Annotated in this window: 19 protein-coding genes; 7 read left to right on the top strand and 12 right to left on the bottom strand. The window is 60.3% G+C overall.

The features are described 5' to 3' along the window. Window positions 1-3: 3 nt before the first annotated feature. Window positions 4-1323 carry a nickel pincer cofactor-dependent isomerase, group 22 gene (locus tag GEV37_RS08905; protein ID WP_227389890.1) on the top strand — a complete coding sequence of 440 codons (1320 nt, stop codon included), beginning with the start codon at window positions 4-6 and terminating at the stop codon, window positions 1321-1323. A 136-nt stretch (window positions 1324-1459) separates the two neighbouring features. Here GEV37_RS08905 and GEV37_RS08900 read toward each other — a convergent pair whose 3' ends face one another. The 8 genes from GEV37_RS08900 to larE all read right to left on the bottom strand — a co-directional run bounded on the left by GEV37_RS08900 (window position 1460) and on the right by larE (window position 9745). Beyond that, on the bottom strand, window positions 1460-2404 hold the full coding sequence (locus GEV37_RS08900) for a phosphoglycerate dehydrogenase (RefSeq protein ID WP_227389889.1): 945 nt from the start codon (window positions 2402-2404) through the stop codon (window positions 1460-1462). 9 nt (window positions 2405-2413) lie between these two features. After that, entirely contained in the window at window positions 2414-3310 is an 897-nt protein-coding gene (locus tag GEV37_RS08895; protein WP_227389888.1) for an NAD(P)-dependent oxidoreductase, read from the bottom strand. Window positions 3311-3402: 92 nt separating this feature from the next. Beyond that, window positions 3403-4410 carry a 4-hydroxythreonine-4-phosphate dehydrogenase PdxA gene (pdxA, locus tag GEV37_RS08890; protein ID WP_227389887.1) on the bottom strand — a complete coding sequence of 336 codons (1008 nt, stop codon included), beginning with the start codon at window positions 4408-4410 and terminating at the stop codon, window positions 3403-3405. Beyond that, window positions 4407-5663 (bottom strand): four-carbon acid sugar kinase family protein, encoded by a 1257-nt coding sequence (locus GEV37_RS08885; protein ID WP_227389886.1) that lies wholly within the window; start codon window positions 5661-5663, stop codon window positions 4407-4409. The genes pdxA and GEV37_RS08885 overlap by 4 nt, the downstream gene beginning before the upstream one ends. Next, the gene (dapA, locus tag GEV37_RS08880; RefSeq protein ID WP_227389885.1) at window positions 5650-6543 is read right to left on the bottom strand and encodes a 4-hydroxy-tetrahydrodipicolinate synthase; all 894 of its coding nucleotides are present in this window, start codon (window positions 6541-6543) and stop codon (window positions 5650-5652) included. The genes GEV37_RS08885 and dapA overlap by 14 nt, the downstream gene beginning before the upstream one ends. 234 nt (window positions 6544-6777) lie before the next feature. Further along, entirely contained in the window at window positions 6778-8076 is a 1299-nt protein-coding gene (gene larC, locus GEV37_RS08875) for a nickel pincer cofactor biosynthesis protein LarC (protein ID WP_227389884.1), read from the bottom strand. 12 nt (window positions 8077-8088) lie between these two features. Further along, complete coding sequence (larB, locus tag GEV37_RS08870) at window positions 8089-8814, bottom strand: nickel pincer cofactor biosynthesis protein LarB (protein WP_227389883.1); 726 nt, start codon at window positions 8812-8814, stop codon at window positions 8089-8091. Beyond that, the gene (gene larE, locus GEV37_RS08865) at window positions 8807-9745 is read right to left on the bottom strand and encodes an ATP-dependent sacrificial sulfur transferase LarE (RefSeq protein ID WP_227389882.1); all 939 of its coding nucleotides are present in this window, start codon (window positions 9743-9745) and stop codon (window positions 8807-8809) included. Before larE ends, larB begins: the two co-directional genes overlap by 8 nt. Window positions 9746-9882: 137 nt before the next feature. Between larE and GEV37_RS08860 the strand changes: the two genes are divergently transcribed. Further along, entirely contained in the window at window positions 9883-10779 is an 897-nt protein-coding gene (locus GEV37_RS08860) for a LysR family transcriptional regulator (protein ID WP_227389881.1), read from the top strand. Here GEV37_RS08860 and GEV37_RS08855 read toward each other — a convergent pair whose 3' ends face one another. Together GEV37_RS08855 and GEV37_RS08850 are read right to left on the bottom strand one after the other, a co-directional pair. Next, window positions 10780-12285, bottom strand: coding sequence for an AbgT family transporter (locus GEV37_RS08855; protein ID WP_227389880.1), 1506 nt, complete (start codon window positions 12283-12285; stop codon window positions 10780-10782). Between the two features lie 105 nt (window positions 12286-12390). After that, window positions 12391-13548: a M20 metallopeptidase family protein gene (locus GEV37_RS08850; protein WP_227389879.1), complete on the bottom strand. Its 1158-nt coding sequence runs from the start codon at window positions 13546-13548 to the stop codon at window positions 12391-12393. A 77-nt stretch (window positions 13549-13625) separates the two neighbouring features. Between GEV37_RS08850 and GEV37_RS08845 the strand changes: the two genes are divergently transcribed. Further along, window positions 13626-14216, top strand: a complete 591-nt coding sequence (locus GEV37_RS08845; protein ID WP_227389878.1) for a DUF2243 domain-containing protein — start codon at window positions 13626-13628, stop codon at window positions 14214-14216. Further along, a complete protein-coding gene (locus tag GEV37_RS08840; RefSeq protein WP_227389877.1) occupies window positions 14217-15008 on the top strand; it encodes a cytochrome c oxidase assembly protein in 792 nt (263 codons plus the stop codon). 180 nt (window positions 15009-15188) lie between these two features. Here GEV37_RS08840 and GEV37_RS08835 read toward each other — a convergent pair whose 3' ends face one another. Both GEV37_RS08835 and GEV37_RS16945 read right to left on the bottom strand, forming a co-directional pair. Next, on the bottom strand, window positions 15189-16673 hold the full coding sequence (locus GEV37_RS08835; RefSeq protein ID WP_227389876.1) for an amidase: 1485 nt from the start codon (window positions 16671-16673) through the stop codon (window positions 15189-15191). A gap of 44 nt (window positions 16674-16717) precedes the next feature. Then, the gene (locus GEV37_RS16945; RefSeq protein WP_264477737.1) at window positions 16718-16852 is read right to left on the bottom strand and encodes a hypothetical protein; all 135 of its coding nucleotides are present in this window, start codon (window positions 16850-16852) and stop codon (window positions 16718-16720) included. 187 nt (window positions 16853-17039) lie between these two features. On the opposite strand from GEV37_RS16945, the gene GEV37_RS17085 reads away from it, so the two are divergent. The 3 genes from GEV37_RS17085 to GEV37_RS08820 are packed head-to-tail and all read left to right on the top strand — an operon-like array spanning window position 17040 to window position 19873. Beyond that, entirely contained in the window at window positions 17040-17489 is a 450-nt protein-coding gene (locus GEV37_RS17085; protein ID WP_422822636.1) for a GtrA family protein, read from the top strand. Then, complete coding sequence (locus GEV37_RS08825; RefSeq protein WP_227389875.1) at window positions 17482-18432, top strand: glycosyltransferase family 2 protein; 951 nt, start codon at window positions 17482-17484, stop codon at window positions 18430-18432. The genes GEV37_RS17085 and GEV37_RS08825 overlap by 8 nt, the downstream gene beginning before the upstream one ends. Before the next feature lies 1 nt (window position 18433). After that, window positions 18434-19873: a glucosyltransferase domain-containing protein gene (locus tag GEV37_RS08820; protein ID WP_227389874.1), complete on the top strand. Its 1440-nt coding sequence runs from the start codon at window positions 18434-18436 to the stop codon at window positions 19871-19873. Window positions 19874-19966 lie beyond the last annotated feature (93 nt).

Genomic DNA, 19966 nt, shown 5'->3' with positions numbered 1-19966 from the left:
GCTATGAGACCTAGTTACGCGAAGCTCGTCGAGGGCGTGGCGCTGCCACCGATGGCGCTCGTACGCCAGCACTTCGACACCGAGCCGGCCACTGATCCTGCCGCGGCGATAGAGAAAGCCTTTGCTCAGGCCAAGGTCGTGAGCGAGCGTATCGAGCCGGGCATGTCGGTGGCGCTTACGGTCGGCAGCCGCGGGCTCGCCAGCTTGCCGGAGCTGGTGCGCGCCATCGTCATCGAGCTCAAGGCACGCGGCGCCAAGCCCTTCATCGTCCCCTCCATGGGCAGCCACGGTGGTGCGACGGCCGAGGGGCAGATCAGCGTGTTGGCGCACCTTGGCATCACCGAAGAGAGCGTTGACTGCGAGATTCGCTCGAGCATGGAAACCGTCGAGATCGGCGTGCTCGAAAACGGCATGTCGGTGCAGATCGACAAGCTCGCCTTCGAAGCCGATGGCATCGTGCTGTTCAACCGCATCAAGCCGCACAGCGCCTTTCGCTCGGACAACGAAAGCGGTCTGATCAAGATGCTCTCCATCGGGCTTGGCAAGCAGTCAGGGGCAGACAACTGCCACGCCTGGGGCTTCCACTACGTTGGCCGTTTCATCGTCGAGATGGGGCGCATGAAGCTCAAAAAGTGCCGCGTGCTGTTTGGCGTGGGTACCCTGGAGAACGCCTACGACGAACTGGCCCGGGTGGTGATCCTGCCCCCGGAAACCATGGTCGAGGAGGAGCGCGTCTATTTAGGCCAGGCGATGCGCAACATGCCGCGCCTGCCGCTTGGCCCACTTGATGCGCCGCTGGCCTCGGGGCCCTTGGACGTACTGATCGTCGACTACGTAGGCAAGGAGTTTTCGGGCAGCGGCATGGACCCCAACATCACCGGCCGACCCTCGTCCACCGCGATCAGCGGCGGCCCGGACGTCGCGCGCATCGCCGTGCTCGACGTCACCGACAAGAGCGAGGGCAACGCCAACGGCGTCGCGCGTGCCGATGTGATCACCGAGCGCCTCTTCCAGCGTTTCGACCGCGAGAAGGTCTATACCAACTCGCTCACGTCGGGCGTGCTGATCGCCGCCTCGATCCCGCTGGCGATGCCCGACGAGCGCACGACCCTTCAGGCAGCCGTGAAGACCTGCGGGTCCCATACGCCTGACGCCATCGGCATCATGCGTATCCCCAATACGCTGCACCTGGAGTACCTCTACGTCTCCGAAGCGCTTTTACCCGAGGTGCGTAAGCGTCCTGGTATCGAGGTGATCCACGAGCCGCGCCCCATGCGCTTCGACGCTGAGGGCCAGCTGCTCGATCACTGGCCGGAGCACTAGGGCGGAAGAGCAATACGCTATCGTTCGAGAATAAAATACCGCCCCCGCCAGAGCCTCTGGCGGGGGCGGTATCGTTTCAAGCACTACTCACCGCGAACAGGGCGAGTATCGTTCAGGCCTAGGCCTAGGCCTAGGCCTAGGCCTTGACCGGATGCTTGGGAGTATCGCCGCGTAAAACGGCGAGAACGTCTTCAACGCAGGTGGTGCTGAGCGTGGTAAGCGCGTTCTCGGTGTAGCCTGCGATATGGGCGCTGACGATGACGTTGTCCAGGGCGTAGAGCGGGCTTTCGGTCAGCGGCTCCTGTTCGAAGGCATCGATGGCCGCACCGGCCAGGCGTTTGGCGTCAAGCGCGTCGAACAGAGCGCTTTCATCGACGATGCCACCGCGAGCGGCGTTGATCAGCATGGCCGTCGGTTTCATCATCGCCAGCCGCTCGGCGTTGATCAGGTGGTGGGTCTGCTCGGAGAGCCCAACGTGCAGGGTGACGAAGTCCGCTTCCCGGCACAGGGTCTCGAGATCGACCAGCTCCACGCCGAGAGCCGCCACCGCCTCGGGTTTGGCGAAGGGATCATAAGCGATCACGCGCATCTCGAAGCCCGCAGCGCGCTTGGCGACTGCCTGGCCGATGCTGCCGATGCCGACGATGCCCAGCGTCATGCTGTGAACGTCGCGACCGAAGCAGCGCGGCCACTCACCGGCGCGGGTAGCCGCATCGACGCGCGGCAGGTCGCGGGCGAGCGAGAGCAGCAGGGCGAAGGTGAAGTCGGCAACGGCGTGTCGGTTGGCGGCCGGTACGTTGGTCACGCGAACGCCGTGGCGCTCGGCGGCAGCAAGATCGATGTTGTCGACGCCGACACCGTGCTTGGTCACCACCTTGAGGTTGGGCAGGGCGCTGAACACGGCCTCGGTCATGGGGTTGAAGGCGACGATGGCGGCGTCGGCATCGGCAGCGCGGGCGATGAAGTCCGCCTCGCTGATGTCCGCCGGCAGGCTCTCGACGGTGGCGCCCGCCGCCTCGATTAGATCGAAAGGCGTGCGGGAGTACTTGGCGAAGGACGGGGAAGTACAGACGATCTTCACGCGAACTCCTTAAAACAGGCTGAGCTGATGGCGGCTGGCGACGATATCGGAAAGCTCCGGCACGAACTTGTCGCCGTCGCCCTGGGCCAGGGCACTGGCGTAAAGATCGCTCACCGCGTGGGCGACATCGGCCTTCACGTCCAGGGCGTCGGCCAGCGCCGCCACGTAGCGGATGTCCTTGCCGGCGTTGGCCAGAGTGAAGCGGTGGGCGTTGCGGTCGCGCTCGAGCACGTACTGGAAGAAAGTCTGGTAGAAGCCGCTGTCCATGCGCGAGCCGCGAATGACGCTGTCGAACACCTGGGGCGAGATGCCGGCCTTGGCACCAATGGTCAGCGCCTCGGAGAACACCGCGCCGTAGCTCATGGCCAGAAACTGGTTCAAGAGCTTCATGGTGTGGCCGGTGCCGACACCGCCGCAGTGCAGAATCTTGCCCGCCCAGGCCTCGAGCACCGGGCGCAGGCGCGCGAGCGTCTCGTCGCTGCTGCCGACGATGGCCTGCAGTTGGCCGGATTCGGCTTGGGTCGGGGTGCCGCCGAGGGCCGCGTCGACCAGCGTGATGCCATCGTCGGCAAGCGACTCTGCCAGGCGCCGGGTCACGGTGGGCTGGGACGTGGAGCAGTCGACGATGATCAGCGCGTTGCCTGCCGCCTTGGCGCCGGCGCGCAGGCCGTTGTCGCCGTCGATCACCTGCTCGACGTGCTCGGAGGTGGGCACGCAGAGAAACACGATGCTGCAGTCACGACCCAGTTCCGCGGCGTTCTCACCGCCCTTGGCACCTTTGGCGATGAGCGCTTCGACCGCTGCGGCCTTGGGATCGAAGGCCTTGAGCGGGTAGCCCGCGGCGAGGATGTTGGAGGCCATGTAGCCGCCCATCAAGCCAAGTCCGATAAAACCGATGCGTTCCATGATGCTCTCCTTATGTAACGGCGGCGGACAGGCGCCTGGCAGTACCTGCCCGCCGATACGAGATAAAAACGTCGCGACGTGACGGGTCGGCCTCAGGCCGCCTCGGTGCGCCGGCTGGCGAGTTCAACCGCTTGGCTCAACGCCTCGATCAGGCTGCGCTCGTCGGCGATGCCCTTGCCGGCGATGTCGAAGGCGGTGCCGTGATCCACCGAGGTACGCACCACCGGAAGTCCCACGGTGACGTTGACGCCGGCTTCCAGGCCCATCACCTTGACCGGGCCGTGGCCCTGGTCGTGGTACATGGCGACGACGCAGTCGAAATCGCCTCGGCCGGCGCGGAAGAACAGGGTATCCGCCGGTAGCGGCCCTTCGACGTCCCAGCCCCGGGCGCGCAGCGCCTCGATGGCGGGAACGATCTTCTCTTCCTCTTCGCCGTAGCCGAACAGGCCGTTCTCGCCGGCGTGGGGGTTGATGCCGCACACCGCGATGCGCGGGTGGTGGTTGCCGGCCCGGGCCAGTGTCTCGTGGGCGCGCTCGATGGTGCGCGTCACCAGCCCCGGGTTGATCCGCGCGATGGCGTCGATGATGCCCACATGGGTAGTGACGTGGATGACCTTCATCTTGGGGGTCACCAGCATCATCGAGACTTCCTCGGTGCCGGTCAGATGCGCCAGAAGCTCCGTATGGCCGGGGAACACGTGACCGCCGGCATGCAGCGCCTCCTTATTCAACGGCGCGGTGCAAATGGCGTCGAGCTCGCCGGCTTCGATCAGCTCCACGGTCCTGGCGATGTAGCGGTAGGCGGCATCGCCCGCCACGCTCGAGACCTTGCCCCAAGGCAGGTCGTCGGGAATCAGCCCCAGGTCGATGCACTCGATCACGCCGCGCTGAAAACGTGCCTGGGTGGGGGTATCGACCACATGCAGCGAAAGCGTCGAGCCGACCACGTCCATGGCCTTCTTGAGGCGCCCCGCATCGCCGATGACCAGCGGGCGGCAGACATCGTGGACGTCGTCGTGGGCCAGGGCCCGCACGATGACTTCAGGGCCGATGCCGGCGGCATCGCCCATGGTAATACCGATAACGGGACGGTCGCTCATGAACATTCCTTATGGATAGAAGAATCACTGGGGTCGGGCTGGCCCTGCCAGACCCGCTGAAAGGCGTGCTCGTCGCCGAATCCGCCAGCCTTGGTGATCACCTCGAGCGGCCCGGCGGGCGTGGCGGCGAGCAGCCGCGCCATGCCGGTATCCGGGGCGTCGACGAGCGCAAGGCGGGCAATACCGGCCTCAACCAGAATCGCCCGGGCGGTGGCGCCGCCGGTGGCGATCAGCCGCTCGACGCGGCCAAGGCGCGGCGCCAGAAGCGCGGCCAGCGCCTGACCAAGCAAGGGTCCCTCGGCGGCATTACGATCTGTGCCCTGGCGAAGGCGTACCATCACGTTCTGGCGCCGGGCGAGGGCGTCGTCGAGGCACGCCTCGATTTCGCGAAGGTCGCCACTCGCCCGCAGCGCGCTGGCATCGATCTCGATCAGCGTCGGCGCTTGCGGACTCTCCAGCAGGCGGTCGGCCTGACGGTGGGAAACGCCGCTCATGCTGCCGATGACGATCAGGGTATGGGGTGTGCCGATCAAAGACCGCAGGCGCTCGCCTTGGCCAATGAGGCCGAGCGCTTTTGGCAGGTGGTTGCCGAGCCCCGCCGACCCGACCCAGAAGACGCCTGACAGAGCGGCGCTCCGGGCGGCCAGCCGCGCCAGATCTGCCTCATCTTCGGCGTCGCACACCAGCGCCTGGATGCCACGATCGCGATGGCCGGCAAGCGTTGCCGTCAGGTCCGCATCGTTTCTGAGCATGGCGAGATCGAGCCGGGCGCAGGCGAGTTCCGCGCCTTCGAGCATCTCGACCAGGTTCGCTCGGCCTTGGATGCCTTCGTTGGTCCACACTTCGGTCTGCTCGACGGGCACGCCGTCGAGGTACTGGCGGCCGCCCCGAGTGGTGCGCCCGGTGGCCGGGTAGGCCGGGGCGACGATCGCCATGCCGGCAAGCGGCACCAGGCTTGCGATCTCGGCGGCGACGTTGCCACGCAGGGTCGAATCCACCTTCTTGAACAGACAGCGAAAGCGCCCCTGCCAGGCAGCGAGCGCCTGGCGGTGTCGCTCGGCGGCCTCGGCGGCGCTGACGCCGCGCGAATCAAGATCCAGCGCCACCGCCTCGGCGCACTCGGTGGCCTGGGCGCCGAGCACCACGGCGGTCGCAAGACCCGCCTGGGTACAGCCCACGGCGGAATCCGCCGTGCCGGTCAGGTCATCGGCGACGATCAGCAGTTGAACGGTGCGCGACTCAGCGCTCGACACGGTCGTAGACCTTCAGCACCTGCTTGAGCTTCTCAAGGGCCTCGGGGGTGAGCGCTTGCACCGGCGAGCGCGCGGGACCTGCGGGCATGCCGAGCAGGGTGGCAGCGGTCTTCAGCACGCTCGGCATGGTGCCGAGGGCGAAGGCGTTGCGCAGCGGGCGCAGCTTCTCCTGGGCTTCGCGGGCGGTCTCCATGTCACCGGCCTGCCAGGCGTTCCAGATGGTCATGACCACGTCCGGTACGGCGTTGGTGGTCGCCGCAACGGCGCCGTCGCCGCCGGCCATCAGCGTCCACAGGATCATCGAGTCGGTGCCGGTGAACACGGCGAAGTCGTCACGACGCAGGCGAATCAGCTGGACCAGACGGTCGAAGTCGCCGCCGCTGTCCTTGATCGCGCGGATGTTGGGGATTTCGGAGAGCTTGGCGACGCTGTCGATGGTCAGGGTCACGCCGGCCTTGGCCGGGATGGTGTAGAGCAGAATCGGCAGCGGCGTGGCTTCGGCGATGCGCTGGTAGTGCAGAATCAGCTCGGCTTGGGTGGCGCCGTTGAAGTAGGGGGTGATGATTGAAAGCCCGTCGACGCCCACTTCTTCCATGCGACGGTTGAGCTCGATGACGCCGCGCGTGGTGTAACCGCCGGTACCGGCATAAACGGGTACGCGGCCAGCGGCCTGGTCCTTGACGATGGTCGCCACGCGCACTTTCTCGTCATCGGTCAGCGAGAAGAATTCACCGTTGGTGCCCAGGGCGAAGAGGCCATGCACGCCTTTCTTGATCAGTGTTTCCGTGAGCTCGCGCAGCCCCTGCTCGTCGATCTCTTCATGCTCGTCCAGGGGGGTGATCAGTGCGGGTACGATGCCACGGAATTCGAAATTGCTCATGCGAGCCTCCAGAAAGGCGGTGAATGATCGGTTTGATGAGTATGCGCACTAAAATGATCGAATCGAGCATATTTAGCAAGCTATACCATCGTCTAGTGAGCAAAAAACGTGGACTCACCGCATCTAACCGTCGGCTCATGAGCGAAGCCAAGCGTGGAAAGCGAAAAGCGCGCACGGGAAGGCACTACCGAAGTGATCAAAGCGATCAATCCAGCAGTGCGAAAGGGCGATGTATCAGGGCTGGCGGGTGGAGCGGGTCTGTTCCCAGGCGTTGAGAACCAGGCGTTGCACCTGGTCGATGCTGCGCCCATGGGCACGCGCTAGACGCGCGACGTCTTCGTATTCGGCGCTCACGCGGACGAGGTGGCCATTCAGATAGCCGAGCTTGACGTTAGCGGTGCCAAGCTCGGTGGTCACCTCTTCGAAGTGGCGCACGAGGATACGGCGGCTTGCCGCAGAGCGGCGCACACCGAAGGTAGGCAGCGTCTTCAGCAAACAGTGCTCGAGCGCATCGGCGCGTTCGGGAGTCGCGAGCACGCTGACCAGCACGCCAGGGCGCGACTTTTTCATACTGATCGGCGTATGAAAAACGTCCAGCGCACCTTCCGCCAACAGCGTTTCTAACGCAAAGCCGAGCTGCTCGCCGGTGGTGTCGTCGAGCTGGCACTCCAGGATGGCGATGTGCTCGCGAGCGGCATCTTCCTCTTCTGGCGGGGCCAGGCGCACTGCGCGCAACACGTTAGGGTGGGCGAACTCACGGTTGCCCGCGCCGTACCCAATGGCCAGCGGTGTGCCCTGCGGCGCCGGCGTGAAGCGCTCGACCAGCACCTTGAGCAGCGCCGCGCCCGTTGGGGTCGTCAGCTCGCCCTGAGCACTGAAAGAGGAGAGCGGTATGCCCTTGAGCAGCTCCAGGGTGGCCGGCGCGGGGATGGGGAAGTTGCCGTGGGCCATACTAACGACGCCATGGCCGACCGGCACGGGCGTTGCCGTGATGGTAGCGATATCCAACGCTTCCAGCGCCAGGCAGACACCGATGATATCGATGATCGAGTCCATCGCCCCCACTTCGTGCAGATGGACTGCCTGCGGCGGCAGATCGTGGATGCGGCCTTCGGCCTCGGCGATGGCACTAAAGATGGCCGTGGCGCGCTGCTTCACACGGGGGGGGAGATGGGACGCGGCGAGCATGGCGAGTATCTCGCCTGCCGGGCGCTGCGGGTGCCAATGATCATGGCCGTGTGAATGATCGTGTGAGTGGCTGTGTGAATGCGTGTGCGAGTGCTCATGCGTTGTGTGGTACTGCGCCAAACCCTCGGGAGCGGGTTCCAGCGCGTGTGCTAGCGTGATGTTGAGCAACCGCGCGCGAATGGCGCAGCGCATCACGTTCTGAGTGGAGAGCGAGAAGTCGTCCAGCGGCAGTTTGCGCAGCTCAACGGCAATGGCGTCGAGGTCGGCGCCGAGGTCTACCAGCGCGGCGAGCAGCATGTCGCCAGCAATGCCAAAGGTGCAGTCGATATGAAGCGTCGGCGTCACGGGCGTATCCAGTCAGGTGGGGAGGGAGAAACTGGCCGGGGGCTCGGCCGGGCCGCGCTCGACCAGCGCTAGAATACGCGCCGCCTGCCACGCTGCACCGAAACCATTATCGATATTGACCACGCTCATGCCCGTCGCGCAGCCCGATAGCATGCCCAGTAACGCGGTAATGCCGTTCAAACTCGCGCCATAGCCAATCGACGTTGGCACTGCGATGACCGGATTGCGCACCAAGCCCGTCACCACGCTGGGCAGCGCGCCCTCCATACCGGCGACGACGATCACCACATCGGCGCGTGCCAGCGCTTCGCGGTGTGCCAGCAAGCGATCAATGCCCGCCACGCCGACGTCGCTCAAGCGGGCGACAGGCGCGCCGAGCCATTCGAGCGTTTGCGCGGCCTCCTCGGCCACGGGCAGGTCGGAGGTGCCTGCACAGACCACGGCCACGGTGCCTCTCAGCGTTTCGGGCGCGCGGCCCCACCACATCAGCCGCGAACGCGGATCGTAGTGGCCGCCCGGCTGTTCGCGGGCGACCTCTTCGGCCTTGGAGGCATTCAGGCGAGTGACCAGGGCGCGCGCGTGGCGTTCCACCAGCCGTGCCACGATGGCGGCGATCTGAGCGGCGCTCTTGCCTTCGCCATAGACCACTTCGGGCACACCGTTGCGCGCCTCGCGCGCGTGGTCGACCTGGGCAAACCCAAGATGGCCGATGGGCTCGAGCGGTGGACGTTCACTCATTGGGCGCGTCTCCAGTGGTGGGGGCGAGAAGGCGGTTCATACTGCCGCTGCGATAGCCAGCAAGGTCGAGGGTCACCCAGGCGAAGCCGAGGGCGGTGAGCTCATCCACCAGGCGCTGGTGGTGTGCTAACGCCACCGCCATCTCCTCGGGGTCGAGCTCGATACGTGCCAGCTCGCCGTGGTGGCGTACGCGCACCTGCCCAACCCCCAGCGCCCGCACGCGGCGCTCGGCTTCGGCCACGCGTTCGAGTTTTTCGAGCGTAATGGTTTCGCCGTAGGCGATGCGCGAGGAGAGGCAAGCAAGCGAAGGCTTGTTCCAGGTGGGCAGGCCCATGGCCTGGGAGAGTGTTCGAATTTCGGCCTTGTAGAGCCCGACTTCGTGTAGCGGCCCGCGTACGCCGTGCTGGCGTGCGGCGAGTGTGCCAGGGCGGTGCTCGCCATCGTCGTCGGCAATCAAACCGAACACGATGTTGTTCAAGCCCGCCTCGCGCATGACCGGCGCCAAATGCGTGAACAGTCCCGATTTGCAGTAGAAACAGCGATTGGCATCGTTCTCGGCGTAGCCAGGAATGGCCAATTCGGAAACTTCGATGACGCGATGCCTGGCGTTCAGACGCTCGGCCAACGCCCGCGCTGCATCAAGCTCTTCGAAGGGGTAGGATTCGGAATCGGCAATGACGGCCAGCACGCGTTCGCGCCCCAGCGTCTCCAGGGCCACGGCGAGCAGAAAGGTGCTATCGACGCCGCCAGAGAACGCCACCACCACATCGCCCATGTCGCGCAGGGTCTGGCGCAGATGGTCGAGCTTGAGCTCCAGCGCTTGCCCTTCGGCAACGTCCGCCGTGAGCGCCACGCTTGGCGAAGGGGGCGGCGCCGGGGCGGCGTCGATGGCAATGGCAGCTATTCGCTCGACATCGGTGTCCCGGTTCATTGGCGCGCTCCTCGGCAAAGGGGCAGCGATTATGCCAGCACTGCGATTGGAATAGAAAGTCGTCCCGGCGCGAAGCGGGTAGCGTTATGATCGTCCGCCATTTTGTGAATGCTACTGCCTACTGGTGATCGACGACCATGACGCTACTCGACAAGCGCGCGCTCTATCTGCTCGAAATCGGCAGCTGCGGAGGCATTCGTGCGGCCGCCGAGCATCTGCATGTCAACCCGTCGGTGGTGAGCCGACAGGTGCGCAGCCTGGAGCGCGAGCTCAACATGGCACTGCTCGAACGCCACGGTCGCCACGTACGTTTGACCGAAGCGGGGCAGCTAGTGGTCGAGGGGCTTCTGGCCCAGCGGCGTCTCAACGCGGAGCTCGGTGATACGCTCTCGCGACTGCGCAATCTACAGGCGGGAAAGGTCGTGGTCTCGGTCGGCGACGGCTTCGTCGATAGCTTCATTACCTACGTGATGAAGCGCGTTGCCGAGCAGTACCCCGACGTTCTCGTCGACATCAAGACGGGGATCTACTACCCCCGCGAGCCGCACGAAATGGTCGCCAACGACGAGGTCGACATGGCCATCACCTACGGCCCGATTTCGGACCCACGGCTGATCGTTCACTCGTTCGAGCGCGGCCCGCTGTGTGCGTTGGTGGCGCCTTCGCACCCGCTCGCTGAAAAGCGCTCGGTGACACCGGATGAGCTGGTCACGCACAAGCTGATCTTTCTGCCCGACGTATCGGGCTCCCAGCAGTTCGTCAATGCGCTCTTTGCTGCCAGCGGCCTGCCAGCGACGCCTGCTTACCGCTGCAACCTGCACTCGATATCGCGCCGTTTGGCCTGCGCCGGTATCGGCGTATCGTTCATGACCGCAGCGGCCGCGCGCGGTGAGGTCGAGGAGGGGCTGCTGCGCGCCATTCCCATTCGCCACCCGTTTGCCGAAAGCAGCCAGGGGAATCTGGTACGACGCGTCGGCAGAAGGCTCTCGCCCGCTGCCGACTATCTGTGGAAGCTGATGCTGACGATACGCTGATCAGTTGGCCATCATGTAGACGCCCGGCCCAATCTGCCAGCCCATCACGAGCCAGAACATCAGAAACGCCGACCAGGCAATCAAGAAGCCCAGCGCCAGCGGTAGCATGGTCGCCATCAGCGTGCCCAGGCCCATGTCGGGCTTGTAGCGCTGCATGTAAACCAGCGCCACCGAGAAGTACGGACTCATGGGCGAGATGATGTTGGTGCTGGAGTCGCCGATGCGGTACATCGCCAGCACGAAGGCGGGGTCGAAATCGATCATCATCAGCATGGGTACGAAGACCGGCGCCATGAGCGCCCACTGCGCCGAACCGCTGGTCATGAAGACGTTGAGCACTGCCGTCATGACGATGAAGGCACCCACCAGGGGAAGCCCGGTGAACCCCGTGCTTTGCAGCACGTTCGAGCCCTCGATGGCGATGAACTGCCCCAGCTGCGACCAGCCGAAGTAGGCGATGAACTGCGAAATGGCGAAGAACAGCACCAGGGTCGGCGCAAGGTCGCTGGCGGCTTCCGCCATGCGCTGGGGCACGTCGCGGCTGCTGGTGATCTTGCCGGTAGCGATACCGTAGGTCAGACCGATGGTGACGAAGTAGCCGAACATCAGCGGCACCAGCGAGCGCAGAAACGGCGAGGGAATCAGCCCACCCTCGGGGTTGCGCAGCGGCGATGCCTCCGGCAGTACGGCCAGCAGCACCAGCGCCAGATAGACCAGGGTCGCCACACCCACGAGCTTGAGACCACGTTTCTCGGCCTTGCTGAGCTCGGGGGCGACCTCGTCACTCTTGAAATCCTTGCTCATCGGCAGCGTGCGTTGCAGCCGGGGTTCCACCACCTTGTCGATCAATAGCGTACCGACGATGGCCAGCACGAAGACCGAGCAGGCCACGAAGTAGTAGTTGTCCACCGGTGATATGTAGGCATCGGGGTCGACGATGCGCGCTGCCTCGGTGGTGATACCGGCAAACAAGGCATCACCCACGGTGATGAAGAGACTGGCATCGAAGCCTGCACCTGCGGCTGCGTAGGCCGCTGCGGCCCCGGCAATCGGATGGCGACCCACCGAGTGGTAGACCATGGCCGCCAGCGGAATCAGGATGAGGTAGTTGGCATCCGAGGCGACGCTGCCGCAGATACCCGCGAGAAAGACGCAGAACGTCAACAGCGACGGTGGCGCCTTGGCCACGCTGACCTGCATCAGCGTCGACATCAGCCCCACCTTGTCGGCCAGGCCGATGCCGAACATCACGACCAAAATGAGACCCAGCGGCGGGAAGTTGACGAAGTTGCTGACCACGCTCGTCAACATGAACTCAAGCCCGGGCCCCGAAAGCAGGCTTCTGACGTAGACGTCTTCGCCGCTTTGCGGGTTCGACGCGGCAATGCCCAGAAGTGAGAGCAGGGCGGAGGTAACGATCACCACCACGGCAAGAACGGTGAAGAGAATGAACGGATGAGGAAGCTTGTTCCCCATGCGCTCGATGGAGGAGAGCATGGATGACATAAGAAAATCCTTTGTTCTTAGTTAATTATTGAATCAGTCGATGGGAGAGACGGCCCTTGGCCTTTCGCCGAGTGATTGCCGGCGTAGAGCCGCCATCGAGGGCATTTAAGCGTTGCGCGCCAGCACGCCCTTGGCCAAGGCCACGAACATGCCGCCCGCTACCGGCAGAATGTCGTCGTTGAAGTCGTAGTGCTCGTTATGCAGGTAGGCGCTATCGCCGTTGCCGACGAAGAAGAAACAGCCCGGCACCTCCTGCAGGTAGAAGGCAAAATCCTCCGCGCCCATGGTCGGCATGTAGTCGAGCTTCTGAATGTCGTCGCTGACGCCGTGCTCGGCGGCTAAGGCAAGTACCCGGTCTGACCAGTCAGCGTCGTTGAGCAGCGGCGGAATCTGGTGCTTGTGCTCCAGGGTGTAGTGAGCACCGTGAGCGTCGCAGACGCCCTTGATCACGCGCTCCAGCTGGCCCGCCAGGGCGTTGCGCGAGGAGGGGCGGTCGCTACGAATATTGACCAGCAGCTCGGCCTTGCCAGGGATCACGTTGGCGGCGTCACCGGCATGGAAGGAGGAGACCGTGATCACGCCCGACTCCAGCGGCGACTTGTTGCGCGCTACCAAGCCCTGCAGTTGCTGCACCACCGAGGTGGCGACGTAGATGGCATCGACGGCCAGATGAGGCATGGCCGCATGGCCGGAGACGCCTTCGATGGTGACCTTGAAGGTATCGTTGCCACCCATGGCCGAGCCCGGCTTGACGAACAGTTGCCCCGCCGGAAAGCCGGGTCGGTTGTGATAACCGAACACGGCCTCGACCCGCGGGTTGTCCAGCACCCCTGCTTTGACCATCGCATCGGCGCCGTTGCCACCCTCTTCGGCGGGCTGGAAGATCAGTTTGATGTAGCCACAAAGCTCTTCGCGCAGCGCCATGATCGTCTCGGCCGCGAGCAGCAGCGTCGCGGTATGACCATCGTGACCGCAGGCATGCATGCGCCCTGGCCGCTTGGAGTGGTGGCCGAAGGTGTTGGCCTCTTCGATGGGCAGCGCATCCATATCGGCGCGCAGCGCAATGCAGGGGCCGGGGCGGCCGGTATCGAGCTCGCCCAGCACGCCCGTGGTGGCGATGCCTTCGGTCACCTTATAGCCCAGGGCATCGAGCTTCTCGGCAACGAGCTTGGCGGTGACTTTCTCTTCGTACATGAGTTCCGGTTGCTCGTGCAGCTGGTGACGCACGGCCTTGGCGTTGGCTATTTGTTGTTGGCTAAACATATCCTGTCCTTCGTGATGGGTAGAGAACGCCTGCACGTTAACGCTACCCAAGACGACGCAAGAGAAAGAGAGCCAAAATGAGCCAGTTTGTTGCCTTTCGGGCAACGTTGGTTAAGAAGCGCTTCGAGGAATTGCATGTGAAACGCCGCGTGCCTATTTTTAGGCAAACGTTTGGGTTTAGGTACGTGCTTGGGAGCCAATACGGCATGAAGAATGACGCTCATACCCTACAGAATGCCCGGCGCTCACTCTGGGCAGCGGTGCTGGTGGGCGTCGGCGTGATGGCCGCGCTCGACGAGATCGTCTTTCATCAATTGTTGCAGTGGCACCACTTTTTCGACTTCTCCACGCCCGCCTTTGGCATTCTCTCCGATGGCCTATTGCACGCTTTCGAGCTGCTGGCCGTTGTGGTGGGGGTGTCCTTGCTGCTCGATCTTTCCCAGCGCGGGTGGTTGTGCGTAGCTTGGGCAAAGGCAGGTTTCTTTCTGGGTATGGGGAGCTTTCAGCTCTTCGACGGCATCATCAATCACAAGATTCTACGGCTGCATCAGATTCGCTACGGCGTGGATCCGCTGATGTACGACCTGACCTGGAACGCCTTCGCCATCGGCTTTTTACTGATCGGCTTTTGGCTCTTACGCCGTGCCCGCAGCGGCTCCAGGCGCTAGATGCACCCCCATCAAACGGCGCCGTTCGACTGGTTGCCTTTCTTGCTGGTGGTGCTGGTCACCTTCGAATATTTAGCCGCGGCTTGGTTACAACGCGCCGCTAGCGCAGGCTGGAGCCTCTGGCGCTGCGGATTTTTCCTATTAGGTAGCATACTTTTGGCCATTGCGTTCTGGCCGCCGCTGATGCACTGGGCGCATGGCGATCTGGTCGGGCACATGACGCTGCATTTGCTGATCGGCATGCTCGCCCCGCTGGCCTGGGTATTAGCCGCGCCGATGACGCTGCTGCTCAAGACACTGCCCCAAACCGGCGGCAAGTGGGTAGTAGCGCTGCTGCATAGCCGCTGCATGCGGGTTGTGGCTCACCCGATCACGGCACTACTGCTCAATGTTGGCGGCATGTACGTGCTCTACCTCACGCCGCTCTACGCTGCCTCGCTTGAAAGCCCGCTGCTTCACTACGCCGTTCACCTGCATTTTCTCCTCGCGGGCTACCTTTTCTGCTGGGCGATTCTCGCCGCGCCCGACGCCTCTGTGAACAGGCTCTCGCTGCGGTTTCGCCTGGGCGTGCTGTTCGCCTCTATTGCCACCCACAGCCTGCTCGGCAAACTGATGTATGCAGAAGGCTTTCCCCGCGGCACGGGCCACGGTCTCGACGAGATCCAGGCCGCCGCGCAGCTGATGTACTACGGCGGTGATCTCGCCGAGGTGCTATTGGCGGTGGTGCTGTTGACGCTGTGGCTGCGCCGACCGGTGGGGCGGCGCGAGCGTCTGTTTTTCGCCGTCGATTAATGCATGTCCGCGTGATGCTGCGATGCCAGTAGCGCGCACCCTTCTCGCGCCGTAGCGCTTTCTTTCAGGCGCGGGCGTCGGCGGACATACATGAGGTCTTGTGACGGCGGCCCATCAGTCAGCGAAGGTGTGGTCATGGTGAGGCTTTCCAGTGCATGAAAAGCAACGCCTGGATCGGGGTCAGAACCCCATGAACCCTTCGGCTTCCTTGAGCGGGCGCGCTTGGCTCAGCGCGGCGATATCCACCTGCGGGCGGCAAAGCGCCTTGTCACCCTCGAACAGCGCTTCCAGTTCACGGGCGAAGGCCAGGGTGGCCAGATCGCTGCCCCGGCGGCCGATGATCTGCAGGCCGAAGGGCAGGCCGTTGTGGTCGCGCCCGGTAGGCAGCGTGACCGACGGATGCCCGGCGAGCGTGGAGGCGTAGGCCATGGAGAGCCAATGGTAGTAGCTCTGGGTCGGCTCGCCGTCGATCTCGGTGGGGTAGAGCTCGTGCCAGTCCCGCGGGCTGATGGTGGTGGTAGGCGCCAACACGAAGTCGTGATGCTCGAAAAACGTCTGCCAGTGGCGGTAGAGGTGCTGCTGGTTGGTCAGCGCGCGCACCACGTCCAGTGCCGAGTAGCCCTCGCCCTCGCGCACATTGTCGCGCACGTTGGGACCGACCTGGTCCGGGTACTGCTGCAAGAGCTCGCGGTGCATGCCGGAGAAGCAGAGCGCGCGAATCACCGCGAAAGTGTCGTCGGCGTCCGGGCATTCGGGATGGGTATCGACGAGTCGGGCGAAGACGTGGCCAAAGCGCGATAGCTTGTCGCTGAAGCTTTCACGCACCACCCGCTCGGTCATGGCGAAGCCGAAATCTTCGGTGAAGGCGACCCGCTGACTGCAAAGATCCACCCGAGGAAGCTGGCGAAACGCCTCTGCTGTGTGAACCGGCCGATTCTCGACCACCGGCGTCCAGGGGTCGCGGCGGTCCGGGCGGATCATCGTCGAGAGCATCAGCGCGGCGTCCTCCACGCTGCGCGCCATGGGGCCGTTCATCGACATGGGAAGCCAGGCCTGGGCGCGGTTGCCGGGCACCAGGCCTGGCGTAGGGCGAAAGCCCACCACGGCGCAGAACGCCGCCGGATTACGCAGGCTGCCGCCGGTGTCGGAGCCCGTTGCCAGCGGTGCCATGCCGCAGGCCAAGGCCACGGCGGAGCCGCCGGAGGAGCCCGCCGCAGAGCGCGTGACATCGAAGGGGTTGGCAGTGGCGCCATAGACGGCGTTGCGGGTGTTGCCGCCAGCGCTCCATTCGGGGTTATTCGTCTTGCCGACCATCAAGGCGCCGGCCGCGCGCAGCTGCGCCACCAGCGGGTCGTCGCCCTGGGCGACGTTGTCGGCGTAGATCTGGCTGCCGAAGGTGGTAGGTAGCCCGACCACATCGACCATATCCTTCACGCACAGCGGCAGGCCATGCAGCGCCCCGAGCCGCTCGCCCTGGTCGATGGCGCGCTGGGCGTTCCTGGCGCCTTCACGCCAGGCGTCGACGTCCTGGGCCACCAGGGCGTTGACGGCGGGATTGACCGCCTCGATACGGGCCAGGCAGCTCTCGGTCAGCTCCACGGCGGAGAGCTTCTTGGTACTCATCAAACGGCGCGCCTCGACGGCGCTCAGGTCACAGGGAGTCATCGATATCGCTTCCTTTTAGTAAAAAACCGGCTGGGCGGTCCGCCTCAAACGCGGGGGGCAAAGGCGGCGAAATTCCAGCTTCGCCCGGGCGCGACCTCGATCAACTGGCCGCGCTGCATCATCGCGACGCCGAGACGTTCCTGAATGTCGTCCAAAAGCGCCAGTACCCGGGTCTGCACCGAGACATCCAGCGCCGAGACGGCTTCCCCGTCTCAAGCAGTGCTTACGTTCGACCTTGACGATGGGGCCCACGGGCATGAGTGCTCATGAGTTCTGATATCCTAAAGCATTGGCTATATAACCCATTGATTTAAATAAATTGATGATGCTTCATTTTTGTTAATTAAAGTTGATTTTTATGTTAGTATGTCATCGATAATAGCCTCCCATGGAAAAGCTTGCTGGACAAAAGCGATGAGCGTGTTTAGAAAATTAATGAAGCATGAAAAATTTCAGCCGTTACGGTTTGTTTTTATTGGTGGTTTAGCGACACTGGTCCATATCTTAGTTGCAGCAATATTGATCTTCTCCTTCCCTTTGTTACATGTATACCTGATTAATATAACAGCATTCTTGTTTGCTTTTATGTTTTCTTTTCTGGGCCATCAGTATATTACTTTTCAAAAGGAAGGATCCATCGTCAAGTTCTTGGGAATGTCTTTGTTAGGGTTCCTGTTGAATAACATCATCTTGACGCTCGGCTTGCTTTTTTCATTGCCGGATTTTTACGCTCTCGTAATCGCCACTATGTGTGTGCCTTTACTTACTTATGTAGTCTCAAAAAACTTGATTTTCAAGGGTAGTGCTAATGGATGATAATCAAAGAAGTTTGCTTTCTCTGATAGTTCCAGTATTCAATGAAGAGGAGTCAATAGCGCCTTTCCTTGAAATCATAGATAAAGAATTATCGACACTCGATCTGGAGTTGGAAGTACTTTTTGTCGATGATGGTTCTACGGACAGGACTTTCGAAAAAATAGTCCTGGCCGCTGAAAAAGATCAACGAGTGAAATACCTGAAATTGTCGCGTAATTTTGGTAAAGAAGCGGCTATGACGGCAGGAATTGATCATGCATGCGGAGATGCTGTCGTTCCCATGGATGTTGATTTACAAGACCCTCCGGCCTTGATCCATGAGTTCGTTCGTTACTGGCGTGAAGGTTACGATACCGTTTACGGTATGCGCGCCAGCCGTAAAGAGGATGGACGTAGAAAAAGAGCCTCGGCAGGCATGTTCTACCGTGTTTTTAACAGACTGTCTCATACTACCATACCGCCTAATGCAGGTGACTATCGACTCATAAGCCGACGTGTTATTGACATTATTAAAAATATGCCTGAGCGCAATCGCTTCATGAAAGGTATATTTGCATGGCCTGGTTTCTCGTCTATTGGCGTTGAGTATGATCGACCTGCGCGGCATGCAGGTGAAACAAAGTGGAATTACTGGAAGTTATGGAATTTTGCGCTGGATGGACTGACAAGTTTTTCTACATGGCCACTTAGGGTTTGGTCATATGTAGGCGGCGTTATTGCACTGCTAAGCTTGATCTATATGGTTTTTATCATTTTAAGAACTCTTGTTTTAGGTGTGGACTGGCCGGGTTACGCTTCTTTGATGTCAGCAGTTCTGTTTTTTGGTTCTATACAGCTTATTTCCATTGGTGTATTGGGAGAGTATATCGGGAGGCTGTATATAGAATCGAAAAAAAGGCCTGTTTATATTGTTGAAAAAAGTACATCTAAAAAAGGTGTTTAAATTGAAGATTAAGTTGGAATATTATTTTTTGCTTGCATGCTTCCTATTTTCCATGCCTGCTTTGACGCTTGGCATTTATTACAGGGACGATTACTGGAGAGTAGTTACAGGAGAAAATTTTTGGGGATGGGCTGGGAGACAAGGAGCTGATCAATTAGCACACTTTTTTTCATTAAACCGTTTCCATGTTGACTCCTATCCTTTTGGGTTGCTAATCGCCGTTGTAACAATGGTTGGTGTTTTATATTTTATTGCCAGCAAGCTTTCAAAGCAGTCTAATTACGCTAAATTGGCCTTGCCGCTTTTATTTATAAATCCTTTTTTTGTTCAAAACTTGGCTTATAGATTTGATGCGCCTCAGATGATAATATCTCTAGCGTTGGCCATTCTTGCTTACTATATAGTCGATGGTAGGTTGTCTCGAAAAATAGCTTCTATTGGCTTGGTTTTTCTGTCCTTAATTATTTATCAGCCATGCGTAAATATTTTCTTAGGGCTTATGGCTGTAAATTACTGCTTCGATATTAAAGAATATCGTTCAAGCAAGAACAAGTTGATAATATCTGAGCTCATTGTATTTCTGGTAGGATATGTTACATATCTCTTTTTTCAAAAGGTTGTTATTGGGAATATTCCTAGAAGTGAAACCGTCGGGCTTTTAGAGCTTCACTTGTCTAGCTTATATGTTCTGAAATATCTTTATCATGCAGTAAGTAGCTTGTTTGTTGGATATGCTTTTTACTTGCTGTCATTTTTTGTTTTCGTTTCAGCCTTGTGTTCGATTTCTTTTATAAAAATATCTTTTTTTAAAAAGATATTAAAAAAAGAAAATTTATTTTCTTTGTGTGTTTTTATATCAATCCCATTTTTGTTTTTTTTTGCATCTACCGGCCCATCTTTTATATTGGCGGAAGGGGTAACTGATATTAGAGTCTTAGTTGGATTTTCATCTGTTATTTTCTTTTTAGCAGTTGCCGTTTTAAAGAGGATTCCCGGTAAGTTTTCTTTCTATATCATGCTATTGCCTATTTACTGCTTTATTGTTTTTTCGTTTCAGTTTTTTAATGCTATTCAATCACAAAGATTTTTCGAAGAGAATATAATTTCAGATATTTCATATGATTTAGGTGCTTATGAGACCCAGAATGAAGAAGTCTATATGTCTGGTGGAGTGCCGATTTCGCCTATTGCTAATGTCATTGCCTCAAGGCATCCTCTTATAATGCGAATGCTTAGCCCCATGGAAGGATGGATATCTGGACCTGCACTCAAGGCATATGGTAATAATGTTGTTATTAGCTGGAGCGATCTAGATGTTGATCGAGTCGCAGAGGTATGTAACGGATTAATGGAGAAAGTGTTAGACAAAAAAATGTACGAGATTTATAGAAGAAATGATATTTTAATAGTTCATATAAAGGGGGCAGGAGATATTTGCTGAAATTCATATATTTAAAGCAAGATAAATTATAGAATTTGATCGATCTTAAAAAAGTTGGTCTGTGAGCCCCATGGATTTCATGTCATGGGGCTT

This window comes from Vreelandella malpeensis (genome assembly GCF_020622355.1).
Taxonomy (GTDB): Bacteria; Pseudomonadota; Gammaproteobacteria; order Pseudomonadales; family Halomonadaceae; genus Vreelandella; species Vreelandella malpeensis.
This window is presented reverse-complemented; position numbering and strand designations above follow the sequence as displayed.